Genomic DNA, 19,218 nt, shown 5'->3' with positions numbered 1-19,218 from the left:
TGGCGGTACCACTACTGACGGCCTGTCTCACATGCGTCCACCCGACGAGGAGCAGCAGCATGACCGCCACGGTCTCCTTCACGATCGATTCGCCGCTCGGCGCCCGCACCACCACCGCCGCCTACGAGCGCAAGGGCGCGGGTGAACCGCTTCTCCTGCTGCACGGCATAGGCCATCACCTCCAGGCCTGGCACCCGGTGACCGACATCCTGGCCGCGGAGCACGATGTCATCGCCGTCGACCTGCCCGGCTTCGGCGCCTCGGATCCGCTGCCCGACGGGGTTCCGTACGACCTGGGGACCGTCGCGCCGGCACTGGGAGCGATGTGCGCGGCCCTCGGCGTCGAACGCCCGCACGTCGCGGGCAACTCCCTCGGCGGGCTGCTCGCGCTCGAAATGGGCCGGAGCGACCTCGTCCGTTCGGTCACCGCCCTTTCCCCCGCCGGGTTCTGGACGCAGGGCGAGCGCCGTTACGCCGTCGCCACGCTCCTCGCGATGCGCGCCGGTGCGAGGGCCCTGCCCGTCCCCGTGGTGGAGCGGCTCGCGCGCAGCGCCGCGGGCCGGGCCGCGCTCACCGGCAGCATCTACGCCCGCCCGGCGCGGCGTTCGCCCGGTGCGGTGGTCGCGGAGACCCTCGCCCTGCGCGACGCCACCGGTTTCACGCAGACCCTGGCCGCCGGCGGCTCCGTACGGTTCACCGAGGACGTGCCCGGTCTGCCCGTCACCATCGCCTGGGGCAGCCGGGACCGGCTGCTGCTGCGCCGCCAGGGTGTGCGCGCCAAGCACACCGTCCCCGGCGCCAGGCTGGTCCGGCTGCCGGGCTGCGGCCACGTCCCGATGAACGACGATCCCGCGCTCGTCGCCCGGGTGATCCTGGACACCGCCCGCAGCGCGAGCCGCGTGGCCGCCTGAGCCGCCGGGCGACGGAGCAGCTGAGCCTCAGCCCGTGAAGGCCGGCACGGCAGCGGCCCGGCGGCCGGCGGCTGTTCATCCGGGGTTCGCGTGGCGGACGCGGACGGGCCGGGGGGCGACGGCACGCTGGAGCGACCCGTCCCCGCCGGCCCCTGGAGACACACCGATGGCACCGCTGCCGCATACCCGACGGACCCTCATCGGGGGATCCCTCGCCCTGTCCTCCGCGCTGCTCGCCACGCCGGTGCTCGGAGCCCCCGCCTTCGCCCGTTCCGGCCGCCCGAGCGCGCCCTGGGGCGTCCAGTCCGGTGAGATCACCGCCCATTCGGCCACCGTCTGGACCCGCTCCGACCGCCTCGCCCGGATGCACGTGGAGACGTCGCCGAGCGAATCGTTCCGGTACGGCGTACGCCACCACCGCGGCCCGCTGCTCGGCCCCGCCACCGACTTCACCGGGACCGCCGTCCTGCGCGACCTGCCGCCCGGACAGCAGATCCACTACCGGGTGTTCCTGGCCGACCCCGAGGACCCGCGGCGCACCGGCGAGCCGGTCCACGGGACCTTCCGCACCACCCCGGTGTCCCGCCGCCACGACGTGCGCTTCCTGTGGTCCGGGGACCTCGCCGGCCAGGGCTGGGGCATCAACCCCGATCTCGGCGGCTACCGCGTCTTCGAGGAGATGCGGCTGCGCGACCCCGACTTCTTCCTCTTCAGCGGGGACACGATCTACGCCGACGGCCCGATCCGTCCCTCGGTCCCCCTCCGTGACGGCAGCCTCTGGCGCAACATCACCACGGAGGAGAAGGCGAAGGTCGCCGAAACCCTCGCGGAGTTCCGCGGCAACTTCCGCTACAACCTGCTCGACGGGAACCTGCGCGGCTTCAACGCCCAGGTCCCGGTCCTCGCCCAGTGGGACGACCACGAGGTGCGCAACAACTGGTACCCGGGCCAGGTGATCGAAGACCCCCGGTACACCGTCCGGGACGCGGACACCCTAGCCGCCCGCGCCCGCCAGGCCTTCGGGGAGTACTTCCCCGTCACCGACCTGCGCGGTGGGCGCACCGAGGGCCGGATGTACCGGGTGATGCGGTACGGCCCGCTGCTCGACGTCTTCGTGCTCGACATGCGCACCTACCGCAACGCCAACTCCCCCGGGACGCAGGCCGAGGACCCGATCGGCATCCTGGGCAGCGAGCAGCTGGCGTGGCTGCGCCGCGAACTCTCCCGCTCCCGGGCGACCTGGAAGGTCATCGCCTCCGACATGCCGCTGGGCATCGTGGTGGCCGACGGGGCCACGGACTTCGAGGCCGTCGCGCAGGGAGACCCCGGCGTCCCGCTGGGCCGGGAACTCCAGATCGCCGAACTCCTGCGCCACATCAAGCACCAGCGGATCACCGGCACCGTCTGGCTCACGGCCGACGTCCACTACACCGCCGCCAACCACTACGCGCCCGAGCGTGCCGCCTTCACCGACTTCGCGCCCTTCTGGGAGTTCGTCTCCGGCCCGATCGGCGCGGGCGGATTCCCGGCCGGGCGGCTCGACGCCACCTTCGGCCCGCAGACGGCGTACGTCCAGTCGGCTCCCGTCGCCAACCTGTCCCCGTCCGAGAACCCCCCGTACTACGGGGAGGTGGACATCGACGGGGCCGGCGGTGAGCTGACCGTCCGCCTGCGGCGGCAGGGCGGCGGTGTGCTCTTCACCAAGACGCTCCGCCCCGGCCGCGTGGGCCAGTAGGCGCCGGACCGGACGGACACGGGCGGGCGCACCCCCAAGGGCCGTTGGCGCACCGGCGCACAGGAGGGGCCGGCCGCACCAGGCGAGGACAGCGGGTCCCGATTCCGGGAATCACCCCGAAAACCGGATGAAATCGACCAGATGGATACTTAACCAGCCGGTCACAGATCGTTCGTGACCACGCAACACCCCTGCGTCACAGTGATGTGCATGACTGACCGTCTCCACGCCTCTGCGTCCACCGCCCCCGCCCACCGTCCCCACCGCCACCACTGGCGCCGTGACCTCGTCGAACTGGCCGCCCTGTTCTGCGCCGTGGCGGTTGCCGACGCCATCGCGAACCTCGTCGTGCACGGCCCGAGGGGCCCGGTGCTGCTGGTCGCCTCGGCCGTCGCGCTCCTGGTGACCGCCGCGTTCCACACCTGGTGGGCGCGGCGGCACAGCCATGCGCCGCCGCCCGGCAGTACGGCGCCCACGGATCCGGCGCCCTCCCCCGCGGCCGCGCCCCTGGCGGCGGGGACGAGCGCCGCGCTGTGGCGGATGCGGACGACCGTACGGGACGAGCCCGGATCCCTTGCGGCGCTCTGCACGGCCCTCGCCCACAAGGGCGTCGACATCCTGATCCTCCAGACGCACCCGCTCCCCGAGGGCGGCACGGTCGACGAGTTCCTGCTGCGCTCACCGCTGGAGCTGCCCTCCGCCGACCTCGCCCGCGCCGTCGCCCGGGCCGGCGGCCACAGCACCTGGATCGAGCGCGCCGACGCCCACGACCTCGTCGACACCCCGACGCGCGTCCTGGGCCTGGCCACCCGCACGGCCCTGGACGCCGCCGAACTCCCCCTCGCGCTGCGCCAGCTCCTCGGCCGCTGCACCATCCACTCCGTCCCGGCCACCACCCTCTCGGGCCGCCCCAACGCGGGCGCCGACGCGCCCGTCGAAGGGGTGCTGGAGGCCACGGTCATGCGGCTGCGCGATCCTTCGGGCGGCGCGATCACCGTGGAGCGGCCCTACCTGCCCTTCACCCCGACCGAATTCGCCCGGGCCCGCGCCCTGGTGGAACTCGACGCCCGGCTGGGGCCGCGCGTCCCGCGCAGCCAGGACGTGCTGACCCTGCCCGAGGGCAACGAGATCACCGTGCGCCGTGCCGACGGCTCCGACCAGGCCGCCGCCCGCGCGATGCACGACCGGTGCTCCGAGCGCACCCTGTCGCTGCGCTACCACGGGCCCGTCGCCGACGCAGACCGCTACCTCGGCCACCTGCTGAGCCCCCGCTTCGGCCGCACCCTCGCCGCCACCACCGCCTCCGGCAAGCTGGTCGCCCTCGGCCACCTGCTGTGGGACGGCGACGAGACCGAGGTCGCGCTGCTCATCGAGGACGACTGGCAGCGCCGCGGCATCGGCTCCGAACTCCTGCGCCGGCTCATCGCGATGGCGGCCGAGGCCGGCTGCGACAGCGTGTACGCCGTCACCCGGGCCTCCAACACCGGCATGGTCGCGGCCATGCGCGGCCTCGGCCTTCCCCTCGACTACCAGATCGAGGAGGGCACCCTGGTGATCACGGCCCGGCTGGACGCGACCCCGGTCGGCTCGCGGCTTCCCCACGAGGTCCCGCGCGCGCAAGCGCACGACCGTCAGGACGAGCAGCGGAGCCCGCGCCACCACCGCTGAGCCGCCCGGCCCGCCGGGTTCGCCCGGCCCGCCCGGCCTCGCCGGCCCGTACCGGAGGGGGCCCGGCGGGGCCGGCCGGCGCCGATCAGGTCAGCAGTTTGACAGCATTCGGTGATGACGGGACCACGCCTGCCGTACGAAGATGGCCCCATGTCAGAGATCCTCCACAGCGGCAGCGCCGCCCGGCTGCCCCGCCAGGTGGCCGACGCATACGTCGACGACCTCATCGCCCTCGATCCCATCACGGGCACCTACCTCGGTGTCGCCGCGAGCTCCGGCAAGCTCCCGGACTTCTCGCCCGCGGGCTCAGCGGCCGCGGCCGAGCTGTCCCGGGCCACCCTCGCCCGCCTCGACGCCGCCGAGCGCCTGCCGGGCGCGGACAGCGACGCCGAGCGCCGCTGCGCCCGCCTGCTGCGCGAACGGCTGACCGCCGAGCTCGCGGTGCACGAGGCCGGGGAGAGCCTCTGCGCCGTCAGCAACATCCATTCCCCCGCCCACTCCGTCCGCGAGGTCTTCCCGCTGACCCCCGCCGGCACCGACGAGGAATGGGCCGCGATCGCCGAACGGCTGCGGGCCGTACCGGCCGCGTACGCCGGCTACCGCGAGAGCCTCGCACTCGGCCTGGAGCGCGGCCTGTACGGCGGTCCGCGCGCGACCGCGACCTTCGTCGAGCAGCTCACCACCTGGGCCGGCGAGGACGACGACGACTCCCAGGACTTCTTCGGGGAGTTCGCCGCGGCCGGCCCCGACGCGCTGCGCGCGGAACTGGACGGGGCGGCGGCCGCGGCCACGGCCGCCGTCGTCGGACTCCGCGACTGGATCCGCGACGTGTACGCCCCGGCCGTGGCGGGCGCCCCGGACACGGTGGGGCGCGAGCGCTACGCCCGCTGGTCTCGCTACTTCAACGGCACCGACCTGGACCTGGACGAGGCGTACGCCTACGGCTGGTCGGAGTACCACCGGCTGCTGGCCGAGATGAAGGCGGAGGCGGCCAAGATCCTGCCGGGCGCCGGCCCCTGGGACGCGCTGCGCCACCTCGACGAGCACGGCACCCACATCGAGGGGGTCGACGAGGTCCGGGCGTGGCTGCAGGGCCTGATGGACGAGGCCATCGAGAACCTCGACGGCACCCACTTCGAACTCGCCGAGCGGGTCAAGAAGGTCGAGTCCATGATCGCCCCGCCGGGCGGTGCGGCGGCGCCGTACTACACCAGCCCCTCGGAGGACTTCTCCCGTCCGGGCCGCACCTGGCTGCCGACCATGGGCCTGACCCGCTTCCCCGTGTACGACCTGGTCTCCACCTGGTACCACGAGGGCGTGCCGGGCCACCACCTCCAGCTGGCGCAGTGGACCCACGTGGCGGACCAGCTCTCCCGCTACCAGTCCACCGTCGGCTGGGTCAGCGCCAACTGCGAGGGCTGGGCCCTGTACGCGGAGCGCCTGATGGACGAACTGGGCTACCTCAAGGACGCGGAGCAGCGCCTGGGGTACCTGGACTGCCAGATGATGCGGGCCGCGCGGGTGATCGTGGACATCGGCATGCACCTGGGCCTGGAGATCCCGGCGGACTCGCCGTTCCACCCGGGCGAGCGCTGGACGGTGGACCTGGCCCAGGAGTTCTTCGGACTGCACAGCGGGCGTCCGGCGGACTTCATCGAGAGCGAGGTGACGCGGTACCTGTCGATGCCGGGGCAGGCCATCGGCTACAAGCTGGGTGAGCGCGCCTGGCTGCTGGGCCGGGACAACGCCCGTGCCGCGCACGGGGACTCCTTCGACCTGAAGGCCTGGCACATGGCGGCTCTGTCGCAGGGTTCGCTGGGCCTGGACGACCTGGTGGAGGAGCTCTCCAAGCTCTGACCCGATCCTCCCCGCCGTGTCAGGTGACGCGTCACCCGACACGGGTCACGCGTACGGGCCGCCCGCTCCCCTGGGGAGACGGGCGGCCCGTACGCGTGCGGGGCGGCGGTTCAGCAGCCGCAATCGTCCGAGTCGGTGGGGGCGGTCAGCGGGTCGGCCTCCGCGCGCTGCTCCGTGCCCTGCCAGGTCTCGACCTCGAAGCCTTCGCGGATCCAGTACTCGATGCCGCCGAGCATCTCCTTGACCTGGAAGCCGAGTTCGGCCAGGGCCAGTGCGGAACGGGTGCCGCCGTTGCAGCCGGGGCCCCAGCAGTACGTCACCACGGGGACGTTCTTGTCCAGGATCCGCTCCGCCTGCTCGGGGATGAGGGCGGTGGGCAGGTGGACGGCGCCGGGCACGTGGGCCTGGTCCCAGGACGGGGTGGAGCGGGAGTCGATCAGCTGGAAACCCAGCTCGGCGCCCTCCTCGCGGTGAGCCTTGAAGGCGGCGGCGACATCGGACACGTCCGCGTGGAAGGCCAGGCTCGCGGCGAAGTAGGCGGCGGCCGCGGCCGGCGAGGCCGGGGGCACCCGGAGCACGGGGTTGGCAGCGGTGGCGGGGGCCGCGGCAGCGGAGGAGGAGGCAGGGGCGGCGGTGTTCCGTGTCGTCGTCATGCCTCAGAATCTACGATTTGTTGATCACCAGCGAAAGTGAGTTTCCCCGGCCTTATCCTTGTTCTTCCGAGGATTCCCCTGCTAGACACGCGGCATGACCGGATACTCCCCTGATGCCACCGACTGGCGGATCCTCGAGGTCCTCCAGCAGGACGGCCGCGCCAGTTTCACCGAGCTCGCCCGCGCCGTGTCGATGTCCGCCAGTGCCGTCACCGAGCGGGTGCGCCGCCTCGAAGAGGTCGGGGTGATCACCGGCTACACGGCGGTGGTCGACCACGAGAAGCTGGGCAAGTCGATCCTCGCCCTGGTGCGCCTGCGCTATCCGCACGGCAACTACAAGCCGTTCCACGACTTCCTGGACGCCACCTCCGAGATCCTGGAGGCCCACCACGTCACGGGCGACGACTGCTTCGTCCTCAAGGTCGCCGCCCGGTCGATGGCGCACCTGGAGGAGGTCAGCGGACGCATCGCCGGCCTCGGCCCGGTGACCACCAGCATCGTCTACTCGTCCCCGCTCGGACGGCGCCCGCTCAGTCCGTGAGCCCGGCCGTGCGGTGGCGCACCACCGATCCCCCGCGCTGTTTGACGATCTCCAGCTGGGCCTGGACCCGGGACCGCAGGTCGGCGACGTGGCTCACGATGCCGACGCTGCGGTCGCGTTCGCGCAGCGAGTCCAGTACGTCCAGCACCTCGTCCAGGGCCTGGTCGTCGAGACTGCCGAAGCCCTCGTCGATGAACAGGGTGTCGAGCCGCATGCCGCCCGCCTCGTCGGTGACCACGTCGGCCAGGCCGAGGGCGAGGGCGAGGGAGGCGAAGAACGTCTCGCCGCCCGACAGGGTCGCGGTGTCCCGCTCGCTCCCGGTCCAGGCGTCGACCACGTGCAGCCCGAGGCCGGAGCGGCCCCGTCCGCTCGCGCGCGCGTCGGAGTGGACGAGGGTGTACCGGCCGCCGGACATGCGCAGCAGCCGTACGGTCGCCGCCGCGGCGACCTGCTCCAGGCGGGCCGCCAGTACGTACGCCTCCAGCCGCATCTTGCGCTCGTTGTCGGCGGAGGTGCCGGCGGTGAGCCCGGCGAGCCGCGCCACCCGGTCGTAGGCCTCCCGCAGCGGGCCCAGGGCGCGCAGTTCCTGCTCGGCCTGGCGGGAGAGCCGGTCCAGCTCGGCGCACCGCACCCGGGCGGCGTCGAAGGCGGAACCGGCCGTACGGAGCTTCGCCGCGGCCTGGACCGCGTAGGCCTCGGCCCGTTCCGGTTCGGCCGGGGGCAGGGCTGCGGCCTCGGCGGTACCGGCCTCGGCTCGGCGGTCCGCCAGGGTGGCCTCCTCCGCCTGCCAGGCGTCGAGCCGGCGCTGCAGCGCGGTGCGCTCGTACTCCGGGAGGACGGCGTCGGAGGCGGCCTCGACGGTGTCGAAGCCGGCCTTGAAGGCCGCGTCGGCGAGCTGGTCGTCCGCCTCCTTCAGCCGGGCGGCGGTGGCTTCGGCGCGGCGCAGCGAGGCGGCGGCTCCCGAAACCATGCGGACCCGGTCCTCCAGGGTGCGGGCGCGGGCCGCGACGGTGGGCGCGTCGCCCCGTACGCGGGCCAGCTCGGTCTCCAGCGAGGCCTGTTCCTGGTCCAGGGCCTCGCGCCGGGAGGCCCTGGCGGCGGCCCGGCGCTCGGAGTCGAGCCGGTCGGCGCTGCGTGCGGCGTGCTCGCGGTCGGCGCGGGCCAGCCGTTCGCGGGCGGCGTGCAGTCCGGCGGCCGCGGCGTGGGCGGCGGCATGCCGGGAGCTGAGGTCCGAGGTGAGGGCGAGGAGTTCGGCGGTGGTGGCGTCCCCGGCGGCGGCCGCGGCCTCGCTGCGGGCCTCCTCGACGGCTGCGAGGCGGCGCTCCACGGCGGCCCGGGCCTCCTCGGCCCGCTCGAAGAGGGCGTGGGCGGCGTCCTCGGCGGCGCGGTCCACGTGGCCGGGGGCCGGGCGGGCCGGAGCGGGGTGTTCGGCCGACCCGCAGACGGCGCAGGCCTCCCCCGCCACCAGCGCCTCGGCGAGCTCGGCGGCGATCCCGCGCAGCCGGGCTTCCTTGAGCTCCAGCCAGCGTTCGCGGGCGGCGGCCGACTCCTCGCGCACGGAGAGGAGTTCGCCCGCGGTGCGTTCCGCGGTGGCGGCCAGCTCGTCCCGCCGCCGGGCGGCGTTCAGGTGCATCCGGGCCGGCTCCAGCCGCCCGGCGAGCTGCTCGGCGAGGGTCGCGGCCTGCTGGGCGGCGTCGGCGCGCTCCTGGAGGGCGGCCCGGGTGCCCTCCCAGCGCTCCAGCCACTGCGCGGACTCCTGATGCTGCTCCTCGGCCGCCCGGGACTCCCGTTCCAGGTTGGCCCGTTCGCGGCCGATCTCGGCGCTGCGCTGCTCGGCCCGCTGGGCGGCGCCCAGGGCGCCCAGGTCCTCGCGCAGCCGCTGCTCGACGGCGGCCAGCTGCTCGGTGCCCGCCTCGGCGAGGGCGGGCGGGAGTTCGGCGCGGGCGGCCGCCTCCGCGTGGGCGGCGGCCAGGTGGGCGGCGGAGGCGGCGCCGCGCAGTTCCAGGGCCGGTGCCACGAGGGCGCCGCGCCGGGCCCGGTCGAGCAGGGCGCGCACCCGCTCCCGCTCGGGGCCCGCCGCGGCGAGGACGGCGGCCCGCGCGGCGGTCTCCGCGTGCCGTCGCTGGAGCCGGTCCAGTTCGCGCGCGTCCTCGGCGGCGCGGCGGGCTGCGGCGTGCCGGCCCTCGACGGCTGCCAGGGCGTACTCGGCGACCGCCAGCCGCTCGCGGGCGGAGCAGCGCGCGACGGCCGCCCAGGCCCGGACGGCCCCGGCGAGCCCGGGATCGCCGGGCTGGTGTCCCGGCAGCGGCCAGGCCCGCAGGTCGGCGCTGTCGCCGCAGGCCTGGGCGAGCCGCTGGGCGGTGTGCAGCACCTTCTCGTCGCCCGCCCGCACCTTGGCCTCGGCGGCCCGCCGGCGTTCACCGAGCAGGGCTTCGACGGCGGCGAAGCGGCGCGTGTCGAAGAGCCGGCCGAGGAGCCGGCCGCGGGCCGCCTCGTCGGCCCGCAGGAACCGTGCGAACTCGCCCTGGGGCAGGAGTACGACCTGGCAGAACTGCTCGCGGCTCATGCCGAGCAGCTGCTCGACCTCCTCGCCGATCTCCTGGTGCGAGCGGCTGAGCGCCACCCAGCCTTCGCCGGTGTGCTCGCGCAGCGAGCTCTGGGCCTTGTCCTTGGTGGTGCCGGTGCCGCGCTTCTTGGGCCGGTCCTGTTCGGGGCGGCGGGTGATCTCCAGCCGGCGGCCGCCCGCGGTGAGCTCCAGGGTGACCTCGGTCGGGGTGGCGGCGGCCGCGTGGTCGCTGCGCAGGCTGGTGCCGGGGGCCTGGCGCGGGCCGGGGACCGAACCGTAGAGGGCGTAGCAGACGGCGTCCAGGACGGAGGTCTTCCCCGCTCCCGTGGGTCCGTGGAGCAGGAAGATCCCGGCGCCGGACAGCGCGTCGAAATCGATCTCCTGGGGTTCGGCGAACGGCCCGAAGGCGGTGATGCCCAGCCGGTGCAGCCTCATCGGTGGGTCTCCTGCCGGCTGTCCTGGGCGCGCACGTCGTCGAAGGCGCCCTGGAGGACGGCCCGTTCGGCTTCGTCCGCGTGGCCGGAGCCGCCGCGTACGTGGGCGACGAAGTCCTCGGCGATCTCCTGGTCGCTGCGGCCCTTGAGGCGCTGCGCGTAGGAGCCGCCGGTCTCCTCCTCGCGGCCCTCGGGGTCGAAGGCGAGGCTGAGGGTGTGGGGGAAGCGGGTGGCGAGCCGGGCCATGGGGTCCTCGGGGCGGACCGGGTCGGTCAGCGTGGCCTCGACCCACGCGTCCTCGTGGGCCTCGTACGCCGGGTCCGACAGCAGGGCGTCGAGCGGGCCGCGCAGCCGTGCGAGGGCGCGCGGGACGGGGGTGTCGATGCGCTCGGCGGTGGTGACCGCCCCGTCGGCGCCCAGTTCGACCAGCCACATGGTCTTGCGGTGACGGTCCTCGGAGAAGGAGTAGGCGAGCGGGGAACCGGAGTAGCGGACCCGTTCGTTGATCGTCTGGCAGCCGTGGAGGTGGCCGAGGGCCGCGTAGTCCACCCCGTCGAAGACGGAGGCGGGCACGGCTTCGACCCCGCCGACGGCGATGTCGCGCTCGCTGTCGCTGGCCTGCCCGCCGGTGACGAAGGCGTGGGCCAGCACGATCGAGCGGGTGCCCGGCGCGCGGGTGGCCAGGTCGGCCCGGACCCGGTCCATGGCCGCGCCCAGGACGGCCTCGTGGCTCACCCTGGTGGCGTGGAACTCGTCCTTGACCAGGGCCGGTTCCAGGTAGGGCAGCCCGTACAGCGCCACCTCGCCGTGTGCGTCGGCCAGCACCACGGGGTCGGCGCAGCCGGCGGGGTCGGTCCGCAGGTGTATCCCGGCCCGGTCGATCAGCCCGGCCCCGACGCCGAGGCGGCGGGCCGAGTCGTGGTTGCCGGAGATCATCACGGTGGGCACGCCGAGTGCGGCCAACTGGTGCAGGGCCCGGTCGTACAGCTCGACGGCGGCCAGCGGCGGCACGGCCCGGTCGTAGACGTCCCCGGCGACGAGGACGGCGTCGACCTCGTGGGCGCGGGCGGTCGCGACGAGGTGGTCGATGAAGTCGGACTGGGCACCGAGCAGGTTCACGCGGTGGAAGGACCGGCCGAGGTGCCAGTCGGAGGTGTGCAGGAACTTCACTCGCCGGCCCCGCCGCACATGCCGTCTCCCCCTGGTCGTCTCCCGCTCGCCGAACCCCTCTACGCTAACCCGTCCCCAGGGCGCTCAGGGCGCGTACGTCTCCCCGCCGAGGGTGAGGGTGGCGCTGCCCGCGGTGGTGTCGGCGAGCCAGGCCTCGAAGGCGGGCAGCTCCGACTCCGGGAGGGCGACCTCGATCTCGACGGCGGTGCCGTAGCGCAGGTCCACCACGGTCCGCCCGGTGGAGCGCAGGTCGTTCTGGGTCTTCCCGGCGCGCTGGTGGTCGACGGTGACGGTGGCGAGCCGGTAGCGGCGCCGGGTGACGGTGCCGAGCGCGTCGAGGGCTTCGCCGACGACGCCTCCGTAGGCGCGGATCAGACCGCCCGCCCCGAGCTTCACTCCGCCGTAGTAGCGGGTGACCACGGCGACGGCGTAGCGGATGTCGCGCCGCATGAGCATCTGCAGCATCGGCACGCCGGCGGTGCCGCCGGGCTCGCCGTCGTCGGCGGCCTTCTGGACCGAGGCGTCGGCGCCGATGACGTACGCGAAGCAGTTGTGCGAGGCGGTGGGGTGCTCCTTGCGGACGCGGGCGACGAAGTCCTGCGCCTCCTGCTCGGTCGCGGCGGGCGCGAGCGCGCAGAGGAAGCGCGAGCGGTTGATCTCGGACTCGTGCACGCCCTCGCGGGCCACCGTCACGTACTGGTCTGCCTTCACCGCTCCACCCTATGCCGTGGTCACGGACGGGCCGGCCGGGGAATCGGACGTGCATCCGTGCGGTTGACGGCGGGGAGAGCACACCGGGAACAGCAGGAGGCGGCGCACGTGTACGGCGATCAGGCAACCATCCGCAGGATCCTCACCGAGTCGGGCGACACCTGGGCCGTGGTGGGGCTGTCCGGCAACCGGGACCGGGCGGCCTACGGGGTGGCGCGCGTCCTCCAGGAGTTCGGCAAGCGCGTGGTCCCCGTGCATCCGAAGGCCGAGACGGTGCACGGGGAGCCCGGGTACGCCTCGCTCGCGGAGATCCCGTTCCAGGTGGACGTGGTGGACGTCTTCGTGAACAGCGCTCTCGCGGGGCCGGTCGCCGACCAGGCGGCGGCCATCGGCGCGCAGGCCGTCTGGTTCCAGCTCGGCGTGATCGACGAGGCGGCCTTCGAGCGGACGCGCGGGGCGGGCCTGGACATGGTCATGGACCGGTGCCCTGCGATCGAGATCCCGGCGCTCCAGCGGGCGGCACGGGGAGGACCGACACCGCCAGGGTCAGCTCGCCCGCGGTGACGTGCAGCATCTCGACGGCGCCGGCGACCGATGCTGGGCGAGCGGCCCGGCCCCGGGCAGTTCGCGGGGATCGCGGTGGCCGTCGTGGGCATCGTCCTGGCGGGCGGACCGGAGCTGCGCGGCGCTCCCCTGCGGCGCCGGGCCGTCGTCCTCACCCTGGGCGCCGCCCTTCGGCGTCGGCGCCGTGATGGCCCTGATCGCGGAGGCCTCCACCACCGTGACCGGGCTGTTCCCGGCGCTGTTCGTACAGTGCGTCACCCACGTCGCGGTGGGCGGCGGTGCCCTCGGGATCCGGACCGTTCGCGGCACCCCGGCCCTGCCGGCGGGGACGGGTCCGCGCCTCCTGTGGACCCTGCTGCCCGCCCTGGCCTTCGTGGGCCGCGGCCGTCGCGGCGAACGGCACCTGCTCCGTCGCCGCCCAGAACGGCCCGGTCACCCTGGCCGCCGTGGTGTCCTCGCTCCACCCGGTGGTCACCGCGCTCGCGGCCTTCGCCGTACTGAAGGAACGCCTGCGCCCCGTCCAGGCGGCGGGCGGGGGCCCGGCCCTCGCGGGCACGGCCCTGCTGGCGGCCGGGCAGGGGGTTCCCCGGCGGCACGCCGCGAGCCCGGCCCGAGCGGCTGGACGCCCCTAAAGGGTCTGCGCGCCCTCGGCCTCCGCGAGCTGCGCCAGGCCGCGCAGCTGCTCCGGGGTCACCCCGTCCGGGATGGGCACCGGCGCCGGGGTGCGCAGCGGCGGCTGCCAGCCCGTCTCCGGCTCCCAGCGCCGCACGATCCGCGCCGGCGCCCCCGCCACCACGGCGTGGTCCGGCACCTCGCCCCGTACGACGGCCCCCGCGGCCACCACGACGTTGCGGCCCAGCCGGGCCCCGGGCAGGATCACCGCGCCGGTGCCCACCCAGCAGCCCGGGCCGATCTCGACCGGCTCGCTGCGCGGCCACTGCTTGCCGACGGGCTGGTGCGGGTCGTCGTAGCTGTGGTTCGTGGAGGTGATGTACACGCCGGGGCCGCAGAAGGTGTCGTCCCCGATGGTGATCCGGGCGTCCGCGATGACGTGGCTGTCGCGGCCGATGACCACCCCGTTGCCGAGGACCAGCATCGGCTCCGTACCGAGGTCGAGGTCCGGCATCATGCCGGCGGTGAGGGTGACCTGCTCGCCGATGATGCAGTAGTCGCCGAGGCGGATCCAGGGCTCGCCGAAGACCGTGCCCTGGGGGAAGGCGAGCCGGGTGCCGTGCCCGATCGCGCCGAAGCGCAGCCTCCCCGGGGCCTGCGCGGTGACCGCTCCGGCCTGCTGCATCCAGCGCCAGCCGGCGTGGACGGCGCGGTTGGCGAGCCTGCGGCGCAGGACCGTCAGAGATGAGAACGTGTTCTGCTTCTTCGGCACCCGGCCACGGTAGTGCGCCGTGCGGCGGACGTCCGGCCATGATCCTGTGATGTTCGCCCCATCGCCCTGGGCCCGGGACCGCGTGCCCTACGGTGCCGGTAGGCGCGGCATCCGGACGACGAACACAGACGAAGCACAGAGGAAGACACACATGACGCAACAGGCGGCCCCGGCACTCGTGGCAGGAGTGGGCGGGAAGAGCCCGGCCATCGACCCCACGGCCTTCACCGCGCCCACCTCCGTCGTGGTCGGTGACGTCACCCTGGCTGCCGGATCGAGCATCTGGTACTCGGCGGTGCTGCGCGCCGACTGCGGCTCGATCACCCTCGGCGCGGACAGCAACGTGCAGGACAACTGCACGCTGCACGTGGACCCCGGCTACCCCGTCTCCGTCGGCGAGCGCGTCTCGATCGGCCACAACGCCGTCGTGCACGGCTGCACGGTCGAGGACGACTGCCTGATCGGCATGGGCGCGACCGTGCTGAACGGCGCGGTGATCGGCGCCGGTTCGCTGGTGGCCGCGCAGGCGCTGGTCCCGCAGGGCATGGTGGTCCCGCCCGGCTCGCTGGTCGCGGGGGTCCCGGCGAAGGTCCGCCGGCCCCTGACGGACGAGGAGCGCGAGGGCATCAAGGTGAACGCCGCGATGTACGTGGACCTGGCCCGGCAGCACAGGGCCTCGGTGACCCCGCAGGCCTGAGCCGTCCGCGTTCCCGGAGCCGGTCGCCGGGCGGCCGGCTCCCGGGTGCGGCCGGCCCCGCGGGGACGGCCGCGGGCGTCAGTCGCCGACGGTCACCGGGACCTGCGCGGGCTCGGGATCGGGCCGGGGCCCGGCGGTGCGCGCCGCGGCCGCCGCCTTCTTCATCCGGCTGCGCAGCACCAGCGTCACCGTGAGGCCGGTCAGGACGGCCACCAGGAGCGCCATCCAGGAGAACCGCTTCAGCCACGGCTCGGCGACGACGCCGACCGAGTAGATGACGGCCGTGGTGCCGCCCGCCCAGAGGATGCCGCCGAAGACATTGGCGACGAGGAACCGCCAGTACGGCATGTGCAGGACGCCCGCCAGCGGCCCGGCGAAGATCCGCAGCAGCGCCACGAAGCGGCCGAAGAAGACCGCCCACATGCCCCACTTGTCGAAGGAGCGCTCCGCCATGGCGACCTGGTCCGGCCCGAAGTGCTTGGGGAAGCGCCGGCCGAGCCGCTCCAGCATCGGTTTGCCGCCCCTGCGCCCGATCGCGTAGCCGATCGAGTCGCCCACGATCGCCCCGGTGATCGCGCAGATCCCGAGGACCACGGGGTCGATCTCCCCGTGCTGCGAGGCCAGCAGCGCCGAACTCACCAGGATGATCTCGCCCGGCAGCGGGATGCCCAGGCTCTCCAGCCCGATCACCAGCCCCACCAGGACGTAGACGGCGACCGCCGGAATCGTCTCCAGCCATTCCTGGATGTGCACCGGTACGTCCTTCCGAGTCGTCCCCGGCGCGCCCCCAGTGGCACGCCGAGCGGGCAGCCTACCGGCTCGTGACCACCGTCTTTGACCTCAGCGGCAGTTCGCGCGAGGAACGGCCCACGAACACCTCCCGGCGCCCGGCGCCCAGCACCCAGGCGTGGCGTTCCGGGTCCCAGGACGACAGGGCCCTGGCGTCCACGTCCACGGTGACCCGCCGGGCCTCTCCGGGTGCCAGGGTGAGCCTGCGGTAGCCGGCCAGCGCGCGCACGGGCTGGTCGAGCTTCAGCTGCGGGGAGGGGCCGACGTACACCTGGGCCACCTCCGTGCCCTTGCGGCGGCCGGTGTTGCGGACCGTGAACTCCACGCGCAGCCCGCCCGCACGGGCTCCGCCGGGCCGCAGGCTCAGCTTCTCGTACTGCCAGGTCGTGTACGAGAGCCCGTGCCCGAAGGGGAACAGCGGGGTGACCTGCTGCGCGTCGTACCAGCGGTGGCCGACGTGGACGCCTTCGCCGTACTCCTGCCGGCCGCCCACGCCCGGGTAGCGCAGCGGCTGCCCGCCCACCGGGGTGGCCCGTTCGTCGGCCGGGAAGGTCTGGGTGAGCCGGCCGCCCGGCTCCGCGTCGCCGAAGAGGACGGCGGCGGTAGCGGCCGCACCCTCCTGGCCCGGGTAGTACATCTGCAGGACGGCGCCGGTCCGGGCGAGCCAGGGCATGGTCGTGGCGGAGGAGGTGTTGAGCACGACCGTGGTGCGGGGGTTCGCGGCGGTGACCGCGTCGATCAGCCGTTCCTGCCCGCCCGGCAGGGCGAGGGAGGTGCGGTCGCGGCCCTCCGTGGCGTCCTCGTAGGCGAACAGCACCACGCTGCGCGCCTCCTTGGCGGCCCGCACGGCCTCGGCGAGGTCCGCGGCGCGGGTCGCGCCGGTGGTGTGCCGCAGGCGGAAGCGCTGGCCCCCGGCTCCGCCCTGGGCGTTGACGGTGAGCCGGTGGGTGCCTGCCTTGAGCGCGAGGCTGCGGCGGCGGACCGTCATCCCGTCGGGCGCGGTACCGAGCAGGCCGCCGGCGTAGTGCTCGGCCATGCCTTCCCGGACGGGGAACAGGTCCTCCCCGTCGAGGCGCACGCCCGGCCGCTGCCCGGTGTAGTGGACGATCAGGGTCCACTCGTCGTCCGCGGCGAGCCGGAACTCCCCCTCGTGGGTCCAGCCGCGCCCCGCGTCCACCCGGCGGTCGTCGAGGGCGGCCGCCGGGGTCAGCAGCCGTGGCGGGAGGGGCTTGCCGTACAGGTCCTCGCCGAGCGCGGAGCGCACGGTGGAGCCGTTTCCGGCGCGGCGGCGGATGGCGGTGAGCGGGGCGTCCGCGTCCTCGGGGACCACGTGCGCGCTGCCGCCGCCGCTGACGAAGGGCAGCTGCCCGGTGGGCCCGATCACCGCGATGGAGCGGGCGGCCGCGCCGGCCAGCGGCAGCGTCTCCTGCTCGTTGCGCAGCAGCACGGCCCCCGAGGTGGCCACCGTGCGGGCGGTCCGGGCTCCTGCGGCGGCGTCGCTCGGGGGCCGCCGCGCGGGGCGCGCGTCCAGCAGCCCGAACCGGTGGAGGGTGGTGAGGACCCGGCGCACCGCGAGGTCGACGCTCGCCTCGGATACGGTGCCGGCGCGCACCGCCTCGCGCAGCGGGCGTCCGAACCGGGTGCCTCCGGGCATCTCCATGTCGAGGCCGGCGGTGATGGCGGCGACCGTGCTGTGCGCGGTGTCCCGGTCGGACATCACCCAGCCGTCGAACCCCCAGTCCTCCCGCAGGACTTCGCCGAGCAGCGGGGCGCTCTCGCAGGCGTGGACGCCGTTGACCTTGTTGTACGCGGCCGTCACCGCTCCCGCTCCGGCGGCCACGGCGGCTTCGAAGCCCCGCAGTTCGGTCTCGTGCAGGGTCTGTTCGGCGACGACGACGTCGACGGTGTCGCGCCCCTGCTCCTGGTTGCCGAGGGCGAAGTGCTTGACGGCGGCGACGACCCCTTCGTCCTGGATGCCGCGGACCACCTCGGCGACCAGGTCCGCGGTGAGGCGCGGGTCCTCGGCGAAGGTCTCGAAGTTCCGCCCGGCGTACGGGGTGCGGATGAGGTTGGCCATGGGCGCCAGCAGGATGTCCTGGCGCAGGGCGCGGGCCTCGCGGCCGATGACCCTGCCGTACTCGCGGGCCAGCGCCGGGTCGAACGCGGAGGCGAGCAGGACCGGCGCGGGCAGGGCGGTGGCGGCTGCGGTGACCCGTACCCCGGCCGGGCCGTCGGCGAGGCGGAGCGCCGGGATGCCGAGGCGCGGTACGCCGGGGAGGTAACCGGCCTGGCCCAGGGGGGCGGGGTCCTGGGCGCCGTGGAGCAGGGCCGTCTTCTCGTCCGGCGTGAGCCGCTCCAGCAGGGCGTCGACCCGGGCGTCCCTTCCGGGTCCGGCGGCGTCCGCGGGGGCGGTCGGGGGCGCGGGCGAGGCCCGGCTGCGCACCGCGTCCGGGGGCACGGTGGCGACGCAGCCGCCGGTGCCGAGGGCCGCACCCGCCGCTCCGAGCAGCCGCAGGGCCGTACGTCTGGACACGGCCTCGCTCATGGGCGCTCCCTGGGGCGTGGGTCGGCGGGAGCGGCCCGCGCCGGCCGCTCCCCCGCCCACTGTGCGCCGCGGGCCCGCGAGGCCCGTTCAGACGCGCCACCGGAGCGCCGAGGTTCAGCCCTGCGGCGGGGGCGGCACGCTGTCGGCGTCGCGCCGGGCCTCGTCCTGACGCTGGACGCGCGCCTCCGTGCGGTGCCCGCGCGCGATGTAGTCCCGTACGACGGCTTCCACCGCGTCCTGCGGCGAGCCGACGCCGGCGAGGACCATCACCTCCACCACGAGTTCTGCGTCGAGGCTGATGCTGACCTTGGCCACGGGTACCCCCTCCATCGTCGTGCGGGGACTCTACCGGCCCGGCGGCCCCGGCGAACCGCCCGGCGGCATCCCCGGCCCGGACCCCGGCAGCCGCTCGCCGGCGTCGCCCGGCGCGTGCGAGGGGCACGCACCGGCCTGCCGGACGGTGCGCGAAAGGGCCGGGGCCCGCCCGTGAGGGGCGGGGCCCCCGGCCCCTGCGTCTCCGCGCTCGCCGCGGACGGCGGCTACGCGTTGGGGCGCAGGGTCCAGACGACGGTCATCTCGCCCGTCACGGCCTCGTCCTCGCGCTGGATGGCGACGGTGACGGGGAACTCGGGGCGGCCGCCCGCGTCGAGTTCGGCCACGACCTCCGCCGCCGGCCGGCCGAGCGTGGCGGTGGCGGTCACGACGCCCTTGGCCAGCTTCTTGTAGCCGATCTCGGCCTTCACGGCGAGCGGCACGGCGCGCGAGAGCTGGTCACCGAAGGCGGCCAGGACGATCGCGCCGCTGGCGGACTCGGCGAGGGTGAACATGGCGCCGGCGTGCGGGCCGCCGACGTGGTTGTGGTAGTCGGGCTGGTCCGGGAGCCGGACGACCGCACGCTCGGGGGTGGTCTCCAGGAACTGGAGGTTCAGGGTCCGGGCCATCGGCACGGTCGCGGCGAGCAGTTCGCCCACGTTCATCTGGTCTGCGCTCATG

The 19,218-nt window shown here is 74.8% G+C and carries 16 protein-coding genes and 1 pseudogene; 8 read left to right on the top strand and 9 right to left on the bottom strand.

Going from position 1 to position 19,218, the window contains the following annotated elements; translation table 11 throughout:
• Positions 1 to 59 precede the first annotated feature (59 nt).
• The 4 genes from ACFWUZ_RS03710 (at position 60) to ACFWUZ_RS03695 (ending at position 6,171) form a co-directional block, all read left to right on the top strand.
• The gene (locus tag ACFWUZ_RS03710; protein WP_384366474.1) at positions 60 to 911 is read left to right on the top strand and encodes an alpha/beta fold hydrolase; all 852 of its coding nucleotides are present in this window, start codon (positions 60 to 62) and stop codon (positions 909 to 911) included.
• Positions 912 to 1,077: 166 nt separating this feature from the next.
• Positions 1,078 to 2,646 carry an alkaline phosphatase D family protein gene (locus tag ACFWUZ_RS03705; protein WP_384366471.1) on the top strand — a complete coding sequence of 523 codons (1,569 nt, stop codon included), beginning with the start codon at positions 1,078 to 1,080 and terminating at the stop codon, positions 2,644 to 2,646.
• Positions 2,647 to 2,856: 210 nt separating this feature from the next.
• Positions 2,857 to 4,314, top strand: coding sequence for a GNAT family N-acetyltransferase (locus tag ACFWUZ_RS03700; RefSeq protein WP_384366468.1), 1,458 nt, complete (start codon positions 2,857 to 2,859; stop codon positions 4,312 to 4,314).
• Positions 4,315 to 4,464: 150 nt separating this feature from the next.
• Positions 4,465 to 6,171, top strand: a complete 1,707-nt coding sequence (locus ACFWUZ_RS03695; RefSeq protein WP_384366465.1) for a DUF885 domain-containing protein — start codon at positions 4,465 to 4,467, stop codon at positions 6,169 to 6,171.
• 110 nt (positions 6,172 to 6,281) lie between these two features.
• Here the strand turns inward: ACFWUZ_RS03695 and ACFWUZ_RS03690 are convergent, their stop codons facing one another.
• The gene (locus ACFWUZ_RS03690) at positions 6,282 to 6,824 is read right to left on the bottom strand and encodes a rhodanese-like domain-containing protein (RefSeq protein WP_384366462.1); all 543 of its coding nucleotides are present in this window, start codon (positions 6,822 to 6,824) and stop codon (positions 6,282 to 6,284) included.
• Between the two features lie 94 nt (positions 6,825 to 6,918).
• On the opposite strand from ACFWUZ_RS03690, the gene ACFWUZ_RS03685 reads away from it, so the two are divergent.
• Entirely contained in the window at positions 6,919 to 7,365 is a 447-nt protein-coding gene (locus ACFWUZ_RS03685) for an Lrp/AsnC family transcriptional regulator (protein WP_384366459.1), read from the top strand.
• On the opposite strand, the gene ACFWUZ_RS03680 is transcribed toward ACFWUZ_RS03685, so the two are convergent.
• The 3 genes from ACFWUZ_RS03680 to ACFWUZ_RS03670 form a co-directional block, all read right to left on the bottom strand.
• On the bottom strand, positions 7,355 to 10,366 hold the full coding sequence (locus ACFWUZ_RS03680) for an AAA family ATPase (protein ID WP_384366456.1): 3,012 nt from the start codon (positions 10,364 to 10,366) through the stop codon (positions 7,355 to 7,357). The genes ACFWUZ_RS03685 and ACFWUZ_RS03680 overlap by 11 nt on opposite strands.
• On the bottom strand, positions 10,363 to 11,535 hold the full coding sequence (locus tag ACFWUZ_RS03675; RefSeq protein ID WP_384366453.1) for an exonuclease SbcCD subunit D: 1,173 nt from the start codon (positions 11,533 to 11,535) through the stop codon (positions 10,363 to 10,365). Before ACFWUZ_RS03675 ends, ACFWUZ_RS03680 begins: the two co-directional genes overlap by 4 nt.
• Before the next feature lie 84 nt (positions 11,536 to 11,619).
• The gene (locus ACFWUZ_RS03670) at positions 11,620 to 12,246 is read right to left on the bottom strand and encodes a YigZ family protein (RefSeq protein WP_384366450.1); all 627 of its coding nucleotides are present in this window, start codon (positions 12,244 to 12,246) and stop codon (positions 11,620 to 11,622) included.
• Positions 12,247 to 12,354: 108 nt separating this feature from the next.
• Here ACFWUZ_RS03670 and ACFWUZ_RS03665 point away from each other — a divergent pair, with 108 nt between their 5' ends.
• A complete protein-coding gene (locus ACFWUZ_RS03665; RefSeq protein ID WP_384366447.1) occupies positions 12,355 to 12,810 on the top strand; it encodes a CoA-binding protein in 456 nt (151 codons plus the stop codon).
• Between the two features lie 33 nt (positions 12,811 to 12,843).
• Positions 12,844 to 13,442, top strand: a pseudogene (locus tag ACFWUZ_RS03660) (EamA family transporter); the annotation flags it as partial.
• Here the strand turns inward: ACFWUZ_RS03660 and ACFWUZ_RS03655 are convergent.
• The gene (locus ACFWUZ_RS03655) at positions 13,439 to 14,194 is read right to left on the bottom strand and encodes an acyltransferase (protein ID WP_384366444.1); all 756 of its coding nucleotides are present in this window, start codon (positions 14,192 to 14,194) and stop codon (positions 13,439 to 13,441) included. The pseudogene ACFWUZ_RS03660 and the gene ACFWUZ_RS03655 sit on opposite strands and share 4 nt — an antisense overlap.
• Positions 14,195 to 14,345: 151 nt before the next feature.
• Between ACFWUZ_RS03655 and ACFWUZ_RS03650 the strand changes: the two genes are divergently transcribed.
• Entirely contained in the window at positions 14,346 to 14,891 is a 546-nt protein-coding gene (locus tag ACFWUZ_RS03650) for a gamma carbonic anhydrase family protein (RefSeq protein ID WP_384366441.1), read from the top strand.
• 78 nt (positions 14,892 to 14,969) lie between these two features.
• Here ACFWUZ_RS03650 and ACFWUZ_RS03645 read toward each other — a convergent pair whose 3' ends face one another.
• From ACFWUZ_RS03645 to ACFWUZ_RS03630, 4 genes are all read right to left on the bottom strand, one after another.
• Positions 14,970 to 15,644: a DedA family protein gene (locus ACFWUZ_RS03645; protein ID WP_384366438.1), complete on the bottom strand. Its 675-nt coding sequence runs from the start codon at positions 15,642 to 15,644 to the stop codon at positions 14,970 to 14,972.
• A gap of 58 nt (positions 15,645 to 15,702) precedes the next feature.
• Positions 15,703 to 18,225, bottom strand: a complete 2,523-nt coding sequence (locus ACFWUZ_RS03640; RefSeq protein WP_384366435.1) for a beta-glucosidase — start codon at positions 18,223 to 18,225, stop codon at positions 15,703 to 15,705.
• A 114-nt stretch (positions 18,226 to 18,339) separates the two neighbouring features.
• A complete protein-coding gene (locus ACFWUZ_RS03635) occupies positions 18,340 to 18,540 on the bottom strand; it encodes a DUF2191 domain-containing protein (protein WP_384366432.1) in 201 nt (66 codons plus the stop codon).
• A 224-nt stretch (positions 18,541 to 18,764) separates the two neighbouring features.
• The gene (locus tag ACFWUZ_RS03630; RefSeq protein ID WP_360870016.1) at positions 18,765 to 19,217 is read right to left on the bottom strand and encodes a DUF4442 domain-containing protein; all 453 of its coding nucleotides are present in this window, start codon (positions 19,215 to 19,217) and stop codon (positions 18,765 to 18,767) included.
• Between the last annotated feature and the right edge of the window lies 1 nt (position 19,218).

The sequence above is a fragment of the Streptomyces sp. NPDC058646 genome (assembly GCF_042716875.1).
In the GTDB taxonomy this organism is placed as follows: domain Bacteria; phylum Actinomycetota; class Actinomycetes; order Streptomycetales; family Streptomycetaceae; genus Streptomyces.
This window is presented reverse-complemented; position numbering and strand designations above follow the sequence as displayed.